This is a genomic window from Actinospineispora spinosispora DSM 44797, assembly GCF_000429025.1.
Classification (GTDB): Bacteria; Actinomycetota; Actinomycetes; order Mycobacteriales; family Pseudonocardiaceae; genus Pseudonocardia; species Pseudonocardia spinosispora.
Genome location: NZ_KE386836.1, coordinates 326,556 through 343,277 on the forward strand (window position 1 = coordinate 326,556; position 16,722 = coordinate 343,277).

General features: G+C 70.5%; 15 protein-coding genes and 1 riboswitch. Of the genes, 9 read left to right on the forward strand and 6 right to left on the reverse strand.

Annotated elements, in window-relative coordinates; all coding sequences use genetic code 11:
* The first annotated feature begins 279 nt into the window (after nt 1-279).
* The 3 genes from G406_RS0138605 to G406_RS0138615 all read left to right on the forward strand — a co-directional run bounded on the left by G406_RS0138605 (nt 280) and on the right by G406_RS0138615 (nt 4,062).
* Nucleotides 280-2,592, forward strand: a complete 2,313-nt coding sequence (locus tag G406_RS0138605) for an FdhF/YdeP family oxidoreductase (RefSeq protein ID WP_051343248.1) — start codon at nt 280-282, stop codon at nt 2,590-2,592.
* A 62-nt stretch (nt 2,593-2,654) separates the two neighbouring features.
* Nucleotides 2,655-2,798, forward strand: a complete 144-nt coding sequence (locus G406_RS57540; protein ID WP_156935374.1) for a hypothetical protein — start codon at nt 2,655-2,657, stop codon at nt 2,796-2,798.
* A 10-nt stretch (nt 2,799-2,808) separates the two neighbouring features.
* The gene (locus tag G406_RS0138615) at nt 2,809-4,062 is read left to right on the forward strand and encodes an HNH endonuclease signature motif containing protein (protein WP_028938005.1); all 1,254 of its coding nucleotides are present in this window, start codon (nt 2,809-2,811) and stop codon (nt 4,060-4,062) included.
* Here G406_RS0138615 and G406_RS0138620 read toward each other — a convergent pair.
* Nucleotides 3,960-4,532, reverse strand: a complete 573-nt coding sequence (locus G406_RS0138620; protein WP_028938006.1) for a hypothetical protein — start codon at nt 4,530-4,532, stop codon at nt 3,960-3,962. The two genes, G406_RS0138615 and G406_RS0138620, sit on opposite strands and share 103 nt — an antisense overlap.
* A 252-nt stretch (nt 4,533-4,784) precedes the next feature.
* Between G406_RS0138620 and G406_RS57545 the strand changes: the two genes are divergently transcribed.
* Nucleotides 4,785-4,946 (forward strand): hypothetical protein, encoded by a 162-nt coding sequence (locus G406_RS57545; RefSeq protein ID WP_156935375.1) that lies wholly within the window; start codon nt 4,785-4,787, stop codon nt 4,944-4,946.
* 9 nt (nt 4,947-4,955) lie between these two features.
* Here G406_RS57545 and G406_RS52495 read toward each other — a convergent pair whose 3' ends face one another.
* The 3 genes from G406_RS52495 to G406_RS57555 all read right to left on the reverse strand — a co-directional run bounded on the left by G406_RS52495 (nt 4,956) and on the right by G406_RS57555 (nt 8,478).
* Nucleotides 4,956-5,861 (reverse strand): C40 family peptidase, encoded by a 906-nt coding sequence (locus tag G406_RS52495; RefSeq protein WP_051343249.1) that lies wholly within the window; start codon nt 5,859-5,861, stop codon nt 4,956-4,958.
* A 258-nt stretch (nt 5,862-6,119) separates the two neighbouring features.
* Nucleotides 6,120-7,124 carry a C40 family peptidase gene (locus G406_RS58625; protein ID WP_084216697.1) on the reverse strand — a complete coding sequence of 335 codons (1,005 nt, stop codon included), beginning with the start codon at nt 7,122-7,124 and terminating at the stop codon, nt 6,120-6,122.
* 388 nt (nt 7,125-7,512) lie between these two features.
* Nucleotides 7,513-8,478, reverse strand: a complete 966-nt coding sequence (locus G406_RS57555) for a C40 family peptidase (protein ID WP_051343251.1) — start codon at nt 8,476-8,478, stop codon at nt 7,513-7,515.
* 381 nt (nt 8,479-8,859) lie between these two features.
* Here G406_RS57555 and G406_RS55010 point away from each other — a divergent pair, with 381 nt between their 5' ends.
* The 3 genes from G406_RS55010 to G406_RS0138660 all read left to right on the forward strand — a co-directional run bounded on the left by G406_RS55010 (nt 8,860) and on the right by G406_RS0138660 (nt 11,461).
* Nucleotides 8,860-9,723, forward strand: a complete 864-nt coding sequence (locus G406_RS55010) for a protein kinase family protein (RefSeq protein ID WP_156935376.1) — start codon at nt 8,860-8,862, stop codon at nt 9,721-9,723.
* 159 nt (nt 9,724-9,882) lie between these two features.
* A complete protein-coding gene (locus G406_RS52510) occupies nt 9,883-11,013 on the forward strand; it encodes a nitric oxide synthase oxygenase (protein ID WP_084216698.1) in 1,131 nt (376 codons plus the stop codon).
* Between the two features lie 88 nt (nt 11,014-11,101).
* Complete coding sequence (locus G406_RS0138660) at nt 11,102-11,461, forward strand: hypothetical protein (RefSeq protein WP_156935377.1); 360 nt, start codon at nt 11,102-11,104, stop codon at nt 11,459-11,461.
* 107 nt (nt 11,462-11,568) lie between these two features.
* Here G406_RS0138660 and G406_RS0138665 read toward each other — a convergent pair whose 3' ends face one another.
* Nucleotides 11,569-12,933 (reverse strand): aminotransferase class V-fold PLP-dependent enzyme, encoded by a 1,365-nt coding sequence (locus G406_RS0138665; protein ID WP_028938009.1) that lies wholly within the window; start codon nt 12,931-12,933, stop codon nt 11,569-11,571.
* 45 nt (nt 12,934-12,978) lie between these two features.
* A riboswitch (SAM riboswitch) is annotated at nt 12,979-13,092 on the reverse strand.
* 222 nt (nt 13,093-13,314) lie between these two features.
* The gene (locus tag G406_RS0138670; protein ID WP_028938010.1) at nt 13,315-13,908 is read right to left on the reverse strand and encodes a TetR/AcrR family transcriptional regulator; all 594 of its coding nucleotides are present in this window, start codon (nt 13,906-13,908) and stop codon (nt 13,315-13,317) included.
* Nucleotides 13,909-14,013: 105 nt separating this feature from the next.
* Here G406_RS0138670 and G406_RS0138675 point away from each other — a divergent pair, with 105 nt between their 5' ends.
* Nucleotides 14,014-15,153 carry an acyl-CoA dehydrogenase family protein gene (locus tag G406_RS0138675; protein ID WP_028938011.1) on the forward strand — a complete coding sequence of 380 codons (1,140 nt, stop codon included), beginning with the start codon at nt 14,014-14,016 and terminating at the stop codon, nt 15,151-15,153.
* Nucleotides 15,154-15,188: 35 nt separating this feature from the next.
* Entirely contained in the window at nt 15,189-16,718 is a 1,530-nt protein-coding gene (locus G406_RS0138680; RefSeq protein WP_028938012.1) for an acyl-CoA carboxylase subunit beta, read from the forward strand.
* The last annotated feature ends 4 nt before the right edge of the window (nt 16,719-16,722 follow it).

Sequence of the window (16,722 nt, forward strand, 5' to 3'; positions counted from 1 at the left end):
GGCAGTGAATGTCCGCAACCAACGTCGTCAACTCCGTCGGCGGCTCCCCAGTCGGCCACAAGCGCGCGGTTGGGCGAGTCCTCGAGCCTTTTTTTCTGGGAGTACCCCAGCGAGCGTTTACGCGAGCCGGGGTGGTCACAGAAAAATATCGCGCGGAACAGGCCCAAGAGCACGAGTGGCGGAGGTCTCCCCCCTGAGGCGGGGGCGCGTTCTTCTCGCGGACTAGCATTTTGGTTGAGAGTGACGGCAATGGCGCCGTAGCAGTCGATCTCGACGCCGATGTCCGGAGGTCTCGTCCGCGTGTCCAGCAGCACCCCTATCGATGCCGAAGAAGCCGATCTGAAGGTCGGCAAGGCGAAGACCCACGCGGCCGGGCTGACCGCGGTGCGCATCAGCATGGCGACGGCCCTCAAGCAGATGGGCCCGGTCCGCACCGCGCGCAACCTGCTGCGGCTCAACCAGGTCGAGGGTTTCGACTGCATGAGCTGCGCCTGGCCGGACCCGGACAACAAGCACCGGCACACCGCCGAGTTCTGCGAGAACGGCGCGAAGGCGGTGTCCTGGGAGGGCACCCGCGACACGGTCGGGCCGGAGTTCTTCGCACAGCACTCGGTCGCCGAGCTGAACACCCAGACCGAGCACTGGCTGGAGAAGCAGGGCCGGCTGACCCATCCGATGGTGCTGCGGCCCGGCGCGACCCACTACGAGCCGATCGACTGGGACGATGCGTTCCGGTTGATCGGTGAACAGCTCAACGCGCTGGGCAACCCCGACGAGGCGTTGTTCTACACGTCCGGCCGCGCATCGAACGAGGCCGCGTTCGTGTACCAGCTGTTCGCCCGCGCGTTCGGCACGAACAACCTGCCGGACTGCTCGAACATGTGCCACGAGTCCACCGGTGTCGGGCTGTCGGAGAGCATCGGCATCGGCAAGGGCTCGGTGTCGTTGCAGGACATCCACGAGGCCGACCTGATCGTGGTGTGCGGGCAGAACCCGGGCACCAACCACCCGCGCATGCTGTCCGCGTTGGAGCAGGCGAAGCACCGGGGCGCGCGCATCCTGGCGATCAACCCGCTGCGCGAGGCCGGTCTGCTGAAGTTCAACAACCCGCAGACGCCGAAGGGCATGCTGAAGGGCGCCCAGCTGGCCGACCAGTTCCTGCAGATCCGCTCGAACGGCGACCTGGCGCTGTGGCAGGCGTTCGGCCACCTGCTGCTGGAGGCCGAGGAGCGCAACCCCGGCACGGTGGTGGACCGCGAGTTCGTCGAGTCCAGCACCGTCGGGTTCGAGCAGTACCGCAAGCACCTCGGTGAGCTGGACTGGGACGAGGTCCTCACCGCGACCGGCCTGACCCGCGAGGAGATCGAGAGCGCCGCCGAGCTGCTGGCGACCTCGAAGAAGATCGTGACCTGCTGGGCCATGGGCATCACGCAGCACCGCAACGCGGTGGCGACGATCAAGGAGATCGTCAACGTCACGCTGATGCGCGGCATGATCGGGGTACCCGGCGCGGGCCTGTGCCCGGTGCGTGGCCACTCGAACGTTCAGGGCGACCGGTCGATGGGCGTCTGGGAGCAGTCGCCCGACTCGTTCCTGGACAAGCTGCGCGACGAGTTCGGTTTCGAGCCGCCGCGCCATCACGGCTACGACGCGGTGAACGCGGTCCGCGCGCTGCGCGACGGCAAGGCCAGGGCGTTCATCGGGCTGGGCGGCAACTTCGTGTCGGCCATGTCGGACACGACGGTGACCGAGGCCGGTATGCGGTCGGCGGCGCTGACGGTGCAGATTTCGACGAAGCTGAACCGCTCGCACCTGGCGCACGGCTCGACGGCGCTGATCCTGCCCACGCTCGGCCGCACGGAGAAGGACCTGACCGGCGGGATCGTCCAGCGGGTCACGGTCGAGGACTCGATGTCCGCGGTGCACGCGTCGCGGGGCCGTTCGGAGCCGGCGGGTGAGCTGCTGCGGTCCGAGGTGGACATCCTGTGCGGGATCGCCTCGGCCACGCTGGGCGACCGGGTCGACGTGCCGTGGACGGAGTTCGCGCGGGACTACGACCAGATCCGTCAGCGCATCGGCCGGGTCGTGCCCGGGTGCGAGAACTACGCGGAGGTCATCCGGGAGCGCGGCGGGTTCACCATGCCGCACCCGCCGAGGGACTCGCGGACGTTCCCGACACCGGAGGGCAAGGCGGTGTTCACGGCCAGCCCGCTGCAGGTGCTGACGGTGCCGGAAGGCCGGGTCGTGTTGCAGACGATGCGCAGCCACGACCAGTTCAACACCACGATCTACGGCCTGAACGACCGCTACCGGGGCATCAAGTCGGGCCGCCGCGTGGTGTTCATCTCGGCGGCCGACCTCGCGGAGCTGGGCTTCGCCGACGGCGACGTGGTGAACCTGGTCAGCGAGTGGGAGGACGGCATCGAGCGGCGGGCCGACGAGTTCCGGCTGGTGGAGTACTCGACGCCGAAGGGTTGCGTCGCCGCCTACTACCCGGAGACGAACCCGCTGATCCCGCTCGACTCGACCGCGCTGGACAGCAACACACCCACGTCGAAGTGGGTCGTGGTGCGTTTGGAGCGGCGCGCCTAGCTGTCGTCGACCAGCAGCGTCGAGCTTCCGGTTTTGTCGGTGCTCGAATGTATGTTCTATGCATGAGGTCATCGGCGCAGGTCACGGGGCTGGCGGACTGTCCGCCCGGTCCCGGGCTGGCTGCCGCGCTGGCCTCGGTCGTGGTGTCCGAGGTGTGCGGCGAGGACCTGGTGGTGGTGTTGCGGGCCGAGTACCGCCAGCGCTGATTTCGCTCGGATGGTGGTGTCCGGTCTGCCGTTGGTGCATGCCGCGATGTATGGGGGCACTCTGGATCGGGCGAAGGCCTGGGTGTTCGCCGATGTGCTGGCTGATCTGACCGAGCCGCAACGGGCCGCGATCTGTGCGGACACCGTCCGGCCCGCCGAGAAGTGGACGACCGGGCAGCTCCGTGCCCGGTTGCAGCGGCTGGTGATCGAGATCGATCCCGGCTGGGCCGCCCGGCGTCACCGAGCAGCGTTACGGGAGCGTCGGGTGGTGGCCTATCTCCAGGCGAACGGCACGGTCACTCTCGCCAGCAGCGGCCTGCCCGTCTGCGAAGCCGCTGCCGCCGACCGTCGACTCGCCCACCTGGCCGACCGTATCCATCGAGCCTGGCATCCCGCCTCGAAGGCACACCTCAAGGCCGATCTGTACCTGGGCCTGCTCGACGGTTCGCTGCAGCTCTACACCGATCAACAGATCTTCGAGCTGTTCCTCGCCCGCTCGGCCGCTGAGGGGGTCCGGGCGGGTATCGAGCTGCGGGTGGGTCTGACCATGCTCCTGGGTCTGGACGAGCGGCCTGGCGAGGTTCCCGGGCTGGGCCCGGTACTGGCGTTCGAAGCGCGGGCCCAGGTGGCTCGTCAGAAACGCGGCGGGGAGTGGCGCTTCGCGGTCACCGACGCCGACGGCAGGTTGATCTACGGCGGCACGACTCGGCGCCGGCCCAGCTATCGGGGTGGCACCAGCCGCGGCGGGATCATCGAGCTGCAGGTCTCGGCCGAGTGCCTGGCCCGACTCGCCGCGAACCCGGCCGAGGGTGGGCAGTGGGCCGGGGTGATCGCCGACCTCGCCGCCCGATACGCGGTCCGGGAGCAGGCTTCGGCGCGGCTCAACAACACACGTGATCGCCGCTTCGCGCCGGCGGGGCTGGACCGCCATGTGCAGATGCGGGACCGGCAGTGCGTCGGCGTGGGCTGTCGACGAGCGGCGGCCGACTGCGACACCGACCACACCCGCGACCACGCCACCGGTGGGGAAACCACCGACGCCAACACCGGCCCGGTATGTCCTCGGCATCACGGGTACAAGACCCGAGGCTGGTGGCAGCTGAGACAGCCCCGACCGGGACAGTGCATCTGGACCAGCCCGCTGCGCCAGGCCTATCGCACTCAGGGCGAGGTCGTCATCCCAACCACGATCGCGCCGCGTCCGCGAACCGATCCCGCGGCACCGCCGGCGCCGCGGCCCCCGCCGGCCGACCCGTCATGGTGAGACCGCGGCTGCAGGGAGGGCAGGCCGAGCAGTCGGTCGGCCTTGTCGGCGGGGAACAGTAGGCGCCGGGCGTGCTCGAGGGCGTCGGTGGGGATCAGGTGGGGCCACGAGATTCCGGGGGTGATGAGGGTGTCGTCCGAATCGAGCATGATCTCCAGCGCTGGTGCCAGACCGGTGAACTTGCCCTGGCTGTAGGTGCGTTCGGCGGGGTCGGCCGCTGAGGTGGCGCGGCCGGTCGTGTAGACCGGCGCGTGCCGGATGGCTGGAGCGGCGTACTGGTACGCGGGCCCGAAGGGGCCGATCAGGCTCTCGACTTTCGTCTCCAGCCGGCTGTCCTTGCCGATCAGGACTCTGCTCGCACGCACGATCTCGTTGGTGTGGGCGAGGTTGGTGCTGCCGTACGGCCGAGGGTCGTCCGTCGGGCGATCGCCCAGTCGCTCGACCGTGCCGTCCGGACGGTCCAGGTACACGACAAGAAGGTGGTCGATCTAGAGAGCAGCGCACCTCGTTCGTTCGCGCACGGCGCGATGGCTGTGCCGGGCCTGACTCAGACCGAGGACTACATCGCCAACTTCGCACGGGCGTATCGACCCGTGCAGTCGGCGGCGGAGGTCGATGAAGAATGTCACGATGACGTTCGTCCCGTTCACCCATGGCCCCTATCACGGGCAGGAGCACGATTTCGGCGTGTTCGAGTACGACATGAGCCTGGGCAGCCAACCGTGACAGTCGGGTACGCCGAATACACGGGCGCGCTCACGGTCTTCCACGATGAGCACCGCATCGGGTGGCATCGTGGACTCGCGGCCGAGCAGTGGCGGGTTGCGCTCTCGCCGGAGCGCTCTCGCTGGTTCCTCTCGCTGCTGACCGGCGGAGATGTCTAACCGGACGAGCTAGGAGACGCGGCGGACGTTGTGGATCGGGAAGGCGTCCACAGAGGAGATCTTGACCGGCTTGCCGGGCTCGGAGGCGTGCAGCATCTTGCCGTTGCCCAGGTACATGCCGACGTGCGTGACCGGTGAGTAGTAGAAGACCATGTCGCCGGGCTTCATCTGCGAGACCGGCACCGCTGTGCCGTACCGGGCCTGGGCCGAGGAGTTCGGTGGGATCTTGATGCCGGCCTGCTTGAACGCCCACTGCATCAGTCCGGAGCAGTCGAACGCGTTCGGGCCCTTGGCGCCCCACACGTAGGGCTTGCCGAGCTTCGTGGCGGCGTTGCGCAGCGCGACCGCGCCGCTCTTGCTGCCGGCCAGGCCGACGATCGGTACCCCACCGATCTTCGCCGGCAGTGCGAGCGCGGCGTTCAGTACCGAACCGACGGCGTCGGTGACCTTGTCGACCGCCTGCGACACGGCCTGGGCCGGGTTGGCGGCCGTCACGGACCCTCGGTTGAGGTCGACCGCGCGGGACAGCGCGGCGATCTGGGAGGCGTCGCTCTGGTGCAGGTCGGTCGCCATGACCGTGCCGCCCTTCGCGCCCGTGGACGGAGCGCCGGACAACGACGACGCGTGGCGTGGCGCCGCGGCGGGGGCCAGAGCGGCCATCGGGGTGCTGGCGGCGGCGGGTTCGATGATGTGGGCGACCGGCTGCGCGTCGAAGCTGGGGATCGCGGGGAACGTGCCGGTCACGCTCGCGGCGGCCGCTCCGGCGCCTGCCGCAGCGGCGGCGGCCAGGGTGAACGCGGAGCGGTTCGGGGCGACCGTGGCGACGCCGCCGGGCGTTGCGGTGACCTGCGCAAGGATCTCGCCGACCGACCGTCCGCCTGCGGATGCGCCGTGGCGCGCGCGGTGTGCACTCATCTCGATACTCCGCGTCTGCGCAGCGCTCGTGCGGGGAGCGAAAGCGACTGCGTCCCCCGCCCTCACTTGCTGGCGGGGCGCCCGGGGGAGTGCCGGTTGGCGGGGGTGACGAACCGGCCAGGCGCACCAGCCGGCGGAGTGCCGGCTAGCCGAGGCCTACCGTAACCAATCCGTGATCGTGTTGCGCGCATCACGGCCGCGCTTTACAGCCGAACGTAACCGATCGGGCGACAAACGGTGTTATCAACGATGCCGTGCTCAGGCGATGATCCTGCGGGCGTTGTGAATGGGGAACGCGTTGACGTTCGAAATCTTGACCGGCTGACCAGCCTCGGATGCGTGCAGGATCTTGCCGTTGCCGATGTACATGCCGACGTGGCTGACCGGGCTGTAGTAGAAGACCATGTCGCCGGGCTTGAGATCCTTGGTCGACACGGGCGTGCCGAAGCTGGACTGCTGCTTCGACGTCCTCGGGATGTTGATGCCGGCCTGCTTGTACGCCCACATCATCAGGCCAGAGCAGTCGAAAGAGCTGGGGCCGACGGCGCCCCACACGTAGGGCTTGCCGAGCTTCGTCGCGGCGTTCTTCAGCGCGGTCGCGGCGCCCTTGCTGCCGGCGAGCCCCACGATCGGCACCCCGCCGATCTTCGAGGGCAGCGCCAGCGCGTTCTCCACGACCGAGCCGACCCCGCCCAGCACGCCAGCGACGGCCTGGGCGGCGTCGGGTGCGGCGGCGGGCGCCGGGGTGGCCGCCGCGCGGTTCAGGTCCATCGCGCGCGACAGCGAGGCGATCTCGTTGGCGTCGGCCTGGTGAAGGTCGGTCGCCATGACGGTGCCACCGGTGGCACCGGACTTGGCCGACTTCGGTGCGTCCAGGGCTGGCTTGGCCAGCGCGCTCGCCACGGGAACGATCGGAGCCGCCTGCGGCGCGGGGATCACCTCGGCGGCGGGGGCCTGCCGCTGCGCGGGGACCAGAGCCGGGGCGGCGGCGGGCGCCGCCTCGGCGACCGGTTCGACGATGTGGGCAACCGACTGCGAGTCGCCCGTGCCGAACAGGGTGGGCGCCTTGATCGCGGGGAACGTCCCGGTGATGCTGGCCGCCGCGGTCCCGGCGCCGACGGCGGCGGCCGCCGCGACGGTGAACACGGAACGCTGAGGTGCCAGTGCCGCCGCATGGGCCGGGCTCGTGGAGACGCGGGCAAGAATCTCGTGGACCGGCCGTCCGCCGCTGGACACACCGTGGCGCGAGCGCTGTGCAGTCATGTTCGTACTCCGCGTCTGGCGCGGCGCCGTAGCGGGGAGCGAGGCACCACGTCCCCCGCCGCATCGTGCTGGCGAGGCGCCCGGGGGAATGCCGGTTGGCGGGGGGATGACGAACCGGCCAGGCGCACCAGCCGGCGGAACACCGGCTAGCCGAGAATGACCGTAACCAATCCGTGACGCTGATGTCCCCATCAGTGGGATGCCTCACCGGCGAACGCGCCCGCGCGGGCGGCGAGCGGCGTTTATGTCACGATCAGTAATCAGTTCGATGCCCGTGCGTGTGTCAATGGGTGAATCGACCTCTGGGCGCACAATCAGCGACGGGGGTGGCTTCCTCGAGTGGGGAAGCCACCCCCGTCGCTGGCTGGGGAGCGGGAAATCCGAGAACTCAGGCGGTGACGCGCCGAGCGTTGTGAATGGGGAACGCGTTGACGTTCGAAATCTTGACGGGCTTGCCCGTCTCGGAGGCGTGCAGGATCTTGCCGTTGCCCAGGTACATGCCCACGTGGCTGACCGGGCTGTAGTAGAAGACCATGTCGCCGGGCTTCAGGTCCTTGACCGAGACGGCCTTGCCGAACTTGGCCTGCTGCGACGAGGTGCGCGGGATGTTGATGCCGGCCTGCTTGTAGGCCCACTGCATCAGCCCGGAGCAGTCGAACGCGTTCGGGCCGACGGCGCCCCACACGTACGGCTTGCCGAGCTTGGTCGCGGCGTTCTTCAAGGCGGTGGCGGCGCTCTCGCTGCCGGCCAGCCCGACGATCGGCACCCCACCGATCTTCGAGGGCAGGGCCAGCGCGGCGTCCAGTACCGAACCGACGGCGCCGGCGACGGCCTCGACCGCTCCACCGACCGGGTCGCTCCCGTTCGAGGCGGTCAGCGCGGAGGGCGACGACGAGCGGGTGAGATCGGCGACGCGGGACAGCGCGGCGATCTCCTTCGCGTCGGCCTGGTGCAGGTCCGTGGCCATCACGGTGCCGCCCTTGGCGCCGGTGCTGTAGCCCTGAGAGCGGGGGGCACCGGACAGGGCCGAGGTCACCGATGATGGCCGGGCCGCCGAATGACCGGCGGCGGGAGCGGAGGCGAGCGCGGCGGCCGGGGCGCTGGACGCGGCCGGCTCGACGATGTGGGCCACCGAATCCGAGCCGAAGCTCGGGGCCTGGATCGCCGGGAAGGTGCCGGTGACACTCGCGGCGGCGGCACCGGCGCCCACGGCGGCGGCTGCCGCAACGGTGAACGCCGACCTGGTCGGGGCCAGGGTCGCCGTGCCGCCGGGACTCGCGGTCATCTGCGCGAGGATCTCGCTGACCGACCGTCCGCCGCTGGACGCGCCGTGGCGCGCGCGGTGTGCACTCATATGCTCGAACTCCGCGTCTGCGCAGCGCCCAACGGGGGAGCGAGGCACTGCGACCCCCGCCCACTCTTGCTGGCGGGGCGCCCGGGGGAGTGCCGGTTGGCGGGGGTGAAACGAACCGGCCAGGCGCACCAGCCGGCGGAATACCGGCTAGCCGAGGATGACCGTAACCAATCCGTGACTCAGATGTATGCACCAGGGCCACGACTCGCCGTCGAACGTGGCGTAACGGTCGGTGAGCGGCGCGCTTTGGTACCAATGGGTCAGCGGAGATCGTTCCGCGTTGCAGTCGAGCGGCGGAACGGGCGGGGCGAGCTGGTGGGCGGACCGGATAACTGGGATCGGAACACGCCCGACGGGCCCCGCGAACGCACACTGCGAGAGTTGTTGTCGCAGCAACCGTTGCGGCTGTCCGAAGTGCGCCGGATCGGCAGCCAGATCGCCGACGCCTTGGCGCGAGGGCACGCGCAGGGCGCTCCACACGGCGGTGTCTCGCCGAGCACGATCCGGGTCGGGGCCGACGGCAGGGCGCGGCTCGCGGCCCCCTCCGGTCGTCCGCCCGAGGACGCCTACGTCTCGCCGGAGTACGTGCGGGGTGAGCAGGTCGGGCCGGCCGCCGACGTCTATGCGCTCGGGCTCGTGCTGCTCGAGGCGATCAGCGGCCGCCAGGTGTACCCGGGCAGCGGCCGGGCGGCCGCCGAGGCGCGGCTGGATGCGCCGCCGCTGGTCCCGAACGACGTGCCGGGGCCGATGGCGCGAGCGCTGCTGGCGATGACCGAGACGTTGCCGAGCGCGCGACCGACCGCCTCGCGCGCCGCCGCGATGCTGGCCGGTGAAGCGGTCGTGGAACAGGCGCCGGTCGCGGCGACCGGTCCGAGTGCCGGCAAGATCGCCGCGATCGGGCTGCCCGTCCTCGTGTTGCTCGTGCTGCTCGGCGTCGCGCTGTGGGGCAGTGGCAGCGCCGACACGACCGGCGGGGTCTCGCCGGACTCGACGACCAGGGCCACCGCCACACCGACCCACTCGGCGACGCGCACCGCCACGCCGACGTCGGCACCCACCAAGACCTCGACGAGCGGCAAACCCACGCACACGACGTCCCGCGAGACGCCCGGCTTCACGATGCCCTCGCTGCCGACGAAGCTGCCCGACCTGCCGGACAAGCCGGAGATCCCGTCCTCGGTCACCGACAAGGCGGAGAGCCTGTGGACCGAGATCAAGGACTGGTTCGGGAAGTTCTTCGGGTAACTCTGCGTCCTGCTTCCCGCAACGCTCGGTGACCCGGTAGAAATAAGCGGCCCCGAACGGGCGACCCTGAGCGAGTGAAGCGGAGGTTCATCGTTGACCGCATTTGCCAGCCCGTCGGTCAGCGAGACGCAGTCGGGATGCCCGGTCACCGGGCGGCAGGTGGTCCCCGCTCAGCGCTCCGGTGAACACCGCGACGGTGAGCGGCGGTCGGTCGACCTGTACGAGGCGCTGGAGTTCCTGGAGCTGTACTACACCGAGACCCGTCCCGCGTCGTCGCTGGAGCAGCGGCTGCACCAGGTGCGCGACGAGATCGCGGAGACCGGGACCTACCGGCACACGAACGCCGAGCTGACCTTCGGGGCGCGGGTGGCCTGGCGGAACTCGGCGCGGTGCATCGGGCGGCTGTACTGGCAGAGCCTGCGGGTCCGCGACCGGCGACACGTCGACACGTCGGAACGCATCGCCGACGAGTCGTTCCGGCACCTGCGCGGCACGACCCGCAGCGGGCAGATCCGGTCGACGCTCACCGTGTTCGCGCCGGACACCCCGGATCGCCCCGGGCCGCGCATCCACAACGAACAGCTGCTGCGTTACGCCGGGTACCGGTCGGCGGACGGCACCGTGCTCGGCGACCCGCGCTACGTCGACTTCACCGAACGGGTGTCCTCGTTCGGGTGGCAGCCGCCCGCGTCTCCGGGGCGGTTCGACCTGCTGCCGTTGATGATCACCGGGGCCGACGGGCACACCCAGCTGTTCGACGTGCCCGGCGATGCGGTGCTCGAGGTCGCGCTGAGCCACCCCGAGTTCCCCTGGTTCGCCGAGCTGGGGCTGCGCTGGCACGCGGTGCCGGCGATCAGCAACATGCCGCTGGTCATCGGCGGTATCCGGTACCCGGCGGCGCCGTTCAACGGCTGGTACCTGAACACCGAGATCGGCGCCCGGAACCTGACCGACACCGACCGCTACGACCTGCTCCCCGAGCTGGCCGCCCGGATGGGGCTCGACACCAGCTCGGTGCGCACCATGTGGCGCGACCGTGCGCTGGTCGAGATGGTCCGCGCGGTGCAGCACTCGTTCGACACGGCCGGGGTGAAGATGGCCGACCACCACACCGAGTCCGAGCGCTTCCTGGACCACGTGGCCAGGGAGAAGGCGGCCGGTCGCACCTGCCCGGCCGAGTGGAGCTGGATCGTGCCGCCCATGTCCGGCGGTCTGACGACGGTCTTCCACCAGGACTACGACCAGCCCAACCCGCACCTGCGCCCGGCGTTCCTGCCGCCCCAGTTGTGAGCTCAACTGCTCGACTCTGAAATGGCCTGGATGTTTTCGCCTGGAATGGCACTGGCGAAGGACCACTTGCGCGCGTAATCCTGAGTACGTGGGTTTGGTATGGACGCTCGGTGGGGTGCTGACCGTCGCGGGGGTCGGCACGTGGGCGCGGTGGTGGTACGCACCGCTGCTGCGAGTGCTGAACGGGATTCACCCGCGCTGGCTGGGGCCTGCGCACATGTCGGTCGGCGCCGCCGTCCTGCTGTACGGCTGGGCGACGGTCGTGACGTCAGCGGGTCTGCGCGCGACCCTGCTGATCTGCGCCATCGATGCGGTGGTCTCGACGATCGCCTGTCTGTCGGTGGGCTTTCGCCTGCGCGGCCACACCTCGTCCTCGGAGACCCCGCGCCGCCGCCAGTACCCCACCGGCGGCCCCCTGCGCGAGCGCCCCGACCCCTGCGATCACTGACCGCCCCGCCCCCAACGACACGGTCCCCGACGACACGAATGTGGCTTCAGGGACCTTCAGCGTCCCTAAAGCCACATTCGTGTCATTCGGAGCGGATCGTGGACCGGTCAGTGGTGGCCGCAGGCTGCGCCGGTGCTGGTTGCGGTGCCGACCGCGAACGGGTCCAGGTCGCGGGGGTCGGGGGTGGGGGCCCAGCGGCCGTCGACCGGCGCGTACGTCCAGGTGGCGCCCTCGGTGACCAGGGTGCGCAGTGCGGCCAGGAGCGTGTCGATGTCGTCGGTCGTGGTGCCAAGGCCGATGCTGGCGCGCAGTGCGTCGCCGCCGTCGGCGCTGCCGCACAGCCTGGCCAGCAGCGGGTGCGCGCAGAACTTGCCGTCACGCAGGCCGATGCCGTGCTCGGCGGACAGGTAGGCGGCGACGTAACCGGACGGGCGGTCCGCGACCAGGAAACTGATCACCGCGATGCGGTCGGCGCTGTCCGGCCAGATGCGCAGGACGGTCACGCCGGGGATGTCGGCGAGGCCGTTCTCCAGCCGGGTCAGCAGCGTGCGCTCGTGGTCGAGGGCCGGTCCGTCGAGCACCGGGGCGAGATCGCGGCAGGCCTGCGCGAGCGCCGCCGCGCCGAGGACGTTCGGCGTGCCGCCCTCGTGCCGGTGCGGCGCGGACGCCCACACCTCGGTGCGGCCGGTCACCTGACGCACGGCGCCGCCGCCCGCCAGGTGCGGCGGCGCGATGTCGAGCCAGTCGCGGCGGCCGATCAGCGCACCGGCGCCGTACGGGGCGTAGAGCTTGTGGCCGGACAGCGCGAGGTAGTCGACGCCCGTCGCGGCAAGGTCGATGCGGCGGTGCGGCGCAAGCTGCGCGGCGTCCAGAGCGACCCGGGTGCCGGCGGCGTGCGCGATCGCCACGATCCGGTCCAGCGGCAGCACCTCACCAGTCACGTTCGAGGCGCCGGTGACCGCGAGCAGCGCGGTCGGTCGCTGTGCCAGTGCCTTCTCCAGGTCGACGAGGGTCTGTTCGACGGTCTCGGCGGCGCGCAGCGTGCGGTGGCCTCGGCCGCGCCAGGGCAGCAGGTTCGCGTGGTGCTCGATGTCGAGCGAGAGGACGCTGCCCGGGACGGCGCGGGCCAGCAGGTTCAGCGCGTCGGTGGTGTTGCGGGTGAAGATGACGACGTCGTCGCGGCGGGCGCCGACGAACTCGCCGACCGTGTCGCGGGCTCGCTCCAGCAGACCGGTGCAGACCTGCGAGCCGTAGCCGGCGCCGCGGTGCACGCTCGCGTAGTACGGCAGGACCTGCGCGACGTGCTCGGCGACCGAGGTCAGCGCAGGTGCGCTGGCGGCGTAGTCGAGGTTGACGTTGCGGGTCCACTCGCCGGTGACCAGCGGGACGTTCAGGTCCCGGCCGGTGACGGCGGGCAGCTCGGCCGTCTCGGTCGTGTCGGGGGTACAGGGGCGGGCAAGGGCGAGCGTCATCACGGGCCTCCGTGTGTCACAAGGGACCCGTGCATCGTCGGTGCGGGTCCGCGCTTGCCGACGTGTGTGTCACGACGGCCTGGTCGTCACCCGGAGCACCCCACCGCGGAGGAGGGTTGCCGGCCAGCTAGCCGGGGCTGAACGCTGGCACTCTTGACCTGTTTTCGACCATACGATGCCCCTCCGCCGCCCGTCAACTGAGACCTGGCACACGCCACCGACCCGCGAGTCGGGCACGAGAGCACCGCGAGTCGGGCGTGTGGGCACACCGAGTTGCGTGTTTCAGCACACGCCTGCCACTCACCTGTGTGCCGAGAGGCCCGACTCGGTGTGCTGAGACGACCGACTCGCGGTGCTGACGACCCCGACTCGCGGAGTGGGTCAGGTGAGCACCGCCGTCAGGGTCGTTGCCAGTTGGTGGCCCAGTTCGTCGGGGGTGTTCGTGCCTCCGGGGCGGTACCACTTGTAGCACCAGTTGACCGCGCCGAGGCACATGTTGACGTACACCTTCGGCGCCATCGGCAGCCGCAGGTCCGGGTGCGCCGCGAGGTGGCGTTCGAGCTCGCCGACGAAGAAGCGCTCGAATGCCCGACGCCGCTGCAGCACCTCCTCCGCCAGCTCGGCGGGCAGTTCGTGTTCCTCCTCGAAACACACCTTGAGCAGCGCCTGGTGCTCGCAGGTGTAGACGACCCGGGAGCTGATCAGGTCGCGGACGGCGTCCAGCGGGCTCGCCGCATCGGCGACGGTCTGGCGGCCCAGGTCGAGGCTCTCGTCGAGCACGTCCGAGTAGATGCGGACGAGCAGCTCTTCCTTGCTGCGGAAGTAGTGGTAGAGCGTCGGCTTGGAGAGGCCGACGGCGGCCGCGATCTCGTTCATCGACGTCGCGCGGAAGCCACGCTTGCTGAATATCTCCGCCGCTGTCGCCGTGACCCGGGCGCGCTGAGCGTCCGCCCGGCTGGTCACCGTCTCGGTCATCCGCGCCTCCCCGCCCACACCGCACCAGACCGTACTTGACAGTCGCTCCCACCTCGGATTCGATGGTATCGACCGTCCGGTCGGTCGGGAACCCTTGGAGGTCGGATGAGCTGGGAGCTCGACCAGGTACACCAGGACTTCCAGGCGAGCGCTCGCGCGTTCGTCGACAAGGAGGTGCGCCCGCTCGTCGAACCGGCCGAGAAGGCCGGGCGGTTCCCGGCCGAGCTGTGGCCCGAGCTGGGCGCGGCAGGCATGCTCGGCCTGATCACGCCCGAGGCGCACGGCGGTGCGGACGGTGACGGACTCGCCGTGGCGCTGCTGGCCGAGGAGCTGGCCCGCGCCAGCGGTGGGATCGCGGTGACCGCGCTGGTCAGCGCCTACATGGCGGCACCGCACGTGGTCCGGCACGGCACCGAGGCGCAGCGCGAACGCTGGCTCGCCCCGCTCGCGTCCGGCGAGGCCGTGGCGGCGATCGCGGTGACCGAACCGGGCACCGGATCCGACTTGGCTCGGGTGTCGAGCACCGCGCGCCGGACCGAGGACGGCTGGGTGCTGAACGGTCGCAAGATGTTCATCACCAACGCCGGGCTGGCCGACCTGATCATCGTCGCGGCCCGCACCGGCGGTGAGGGACGCGGCGGGCTGACCCTGTTCCTGGTGGAACGCGGCACCGAGGGGCTGAGTCTCGGTGCTCCGCTGGCGAAGATGGGCTGGCACTCCTCCGACACCCGTGAGGTGCTGCTGGACGACGTCGCGCTGCCTGCCGACGCGGTGCTCGGCACCGAGAACCGCGGCTTCTACCAGATCATGGAGGCGTTCCAGCTGGAACGCGTCGCGCTGGCCGCGATGGGCGTCGGGCACGCCGCCGAATGCCTCGACCTCGCCCGCGACTACGCCGGTCAGCGCGAGGCGTTCGGCGAGCCGCTCCTTCATCTGCAGACGATCCGGCACCGGCTCGCCGAGATGGAGGTGCAGCTGGAGGCTGCCCGGTTGATCACCTACCAGGCCGCCGCCCGGCTGGACGCCGGTCATCCGGACGCACCGCGGTCGGTGGCCCGCGCGAAGTACCTCGCGGCGATCGCGGCCAACCGGATCGTCGACGACGCCGTCCAGCTGTTCGGCGGTGCGGGCTTCGTCGAGGAGTCGCCGGTCGCCAGGCACTACCGTGACGCGCGCATCCTGCGCATCGGCGGTGGCACCGATGAAATCCAGCTCGAAATCCTGACCAGAAACCTGACCCCGTGAGTGCGGCACTCACGGGTCGTGAACAGGGGAGATGCGTGAGCGACGGGGCACCGGGGATCGAAGACGTCGAGAAGGCGACCGAGCGGGCCATGGCGGGCGGTGATCCCGCGCGGTGGCCGGACAAGCTGCCGGTGCGCGACCGGCTTGCCGTGCTGTTCGACCCTGGCACGTTCGTCGAGGACGGGCTGCTGGCGACCGCGTCCGCGACCGACCATCTCCCCGCGGACGGTGTGATCACCGGCGTCGGCCGCGTCTACGGGCGGCCGGTCGCGGTCATTGCGCACGACTTCACCGTCAAAGCCGGCTCCTGGGGCGAGCTGACCTGCGAGAAGCAGATCCGCATCCTGGAGCGCGCGGACCGTGACCTGGTACCGGTCGTCTACCTCGTCGACTCCGCCGGCGGCCGGCTCACCGACCAGATGGGATTCTTCCCCGGTCGTCGCGGCGCGTCGGCGATCTTCAACCTGCAGGTCAAGCTGTCCGGGCGGGTGCCGCAGCTGTGCTGTCTGCACGGTCCGTCGGCGGCCGGCGGGGCCTACATGCCGGCGTTCTGCGACTGGGTCGGCATGGTCAACGGCAACGCCTCGATGTACCTGGCCAGCCCCCGCGTCGCGGAGAAGGTGACCGGCGAGCGCACCACCCTGGAAGCCATGGGCGGCGCGATGATGCACGCCGAGATATCCGGCTGCGGCGACGAGGTGTTCGACGAGGACTGGGAGGCGGTCGCGGCCGCGCGGCTGCTGCTGTCCTACCTGCCCGACGACTTCCGCGCCCCGCCCGCCCGGATCGAGACCGTCGAGCCGGAGAAGCCGGACTGGCCGGACGGGCTGGTCCCGCTGGACCCGAACGTCGGCTACGACGTGCGTGAGGTCATCGACCGGCTCGTCGACGGCGGCACGTTCTTCGAGATCAAGGCACGCTGGGCGAAGGAGCTGGTCGTCGGGCTGGCGCGGCTGGACGGCCGGGTGGTCGGCCTGATCGCGAACCAGCCGAGCGTGCGCAGCGGCGCGATCTTCGTCGACTCGGCGGACAAGGCCGCGCGGTTCATGTCGCTGTGCGACGCGTTCAACATCCCACTGGTGTTCCTGCAGGACGTCCCGGGCTTCATGGTCGGCGTCGAGGTGGAACGCCAGGGCATCATCCGGCACGGCGCGAAGATGATCGCCGCGATGGCGTCCGCCGAGGTCCCCAAGTACAGCGTCGTGCTGCGCAAGGCCTACGCCGCCGGTTTCTACGCGATGTGCGCACCGGGCTTCGAACCGAGGGCGACTCTGGCGCTGCCGACCGCAACGATCGGCCCGATGTCGGCCGAGGCCTCGGTCAACGCCGTGTACGCCAACAAGATCGCGGCGATCGCCGACGAGGCCGAGCGCGCCGAGTTCGTCGCGGCACGCACCGCCGAGCAGCGCGCCGACATCAACCTGCTGCGCATGGCCGGCGACCTGATCGTCGACGCGGTCGTCCAGCCGGACCGGCTGCGCGCCGAGCTGTCCGCCCGGATGGTCGACGCCGACCGCTGGACCAGGACCCCCGGCCGCCGCCACCATCTGATCAGCCCGGTGTAGAAGC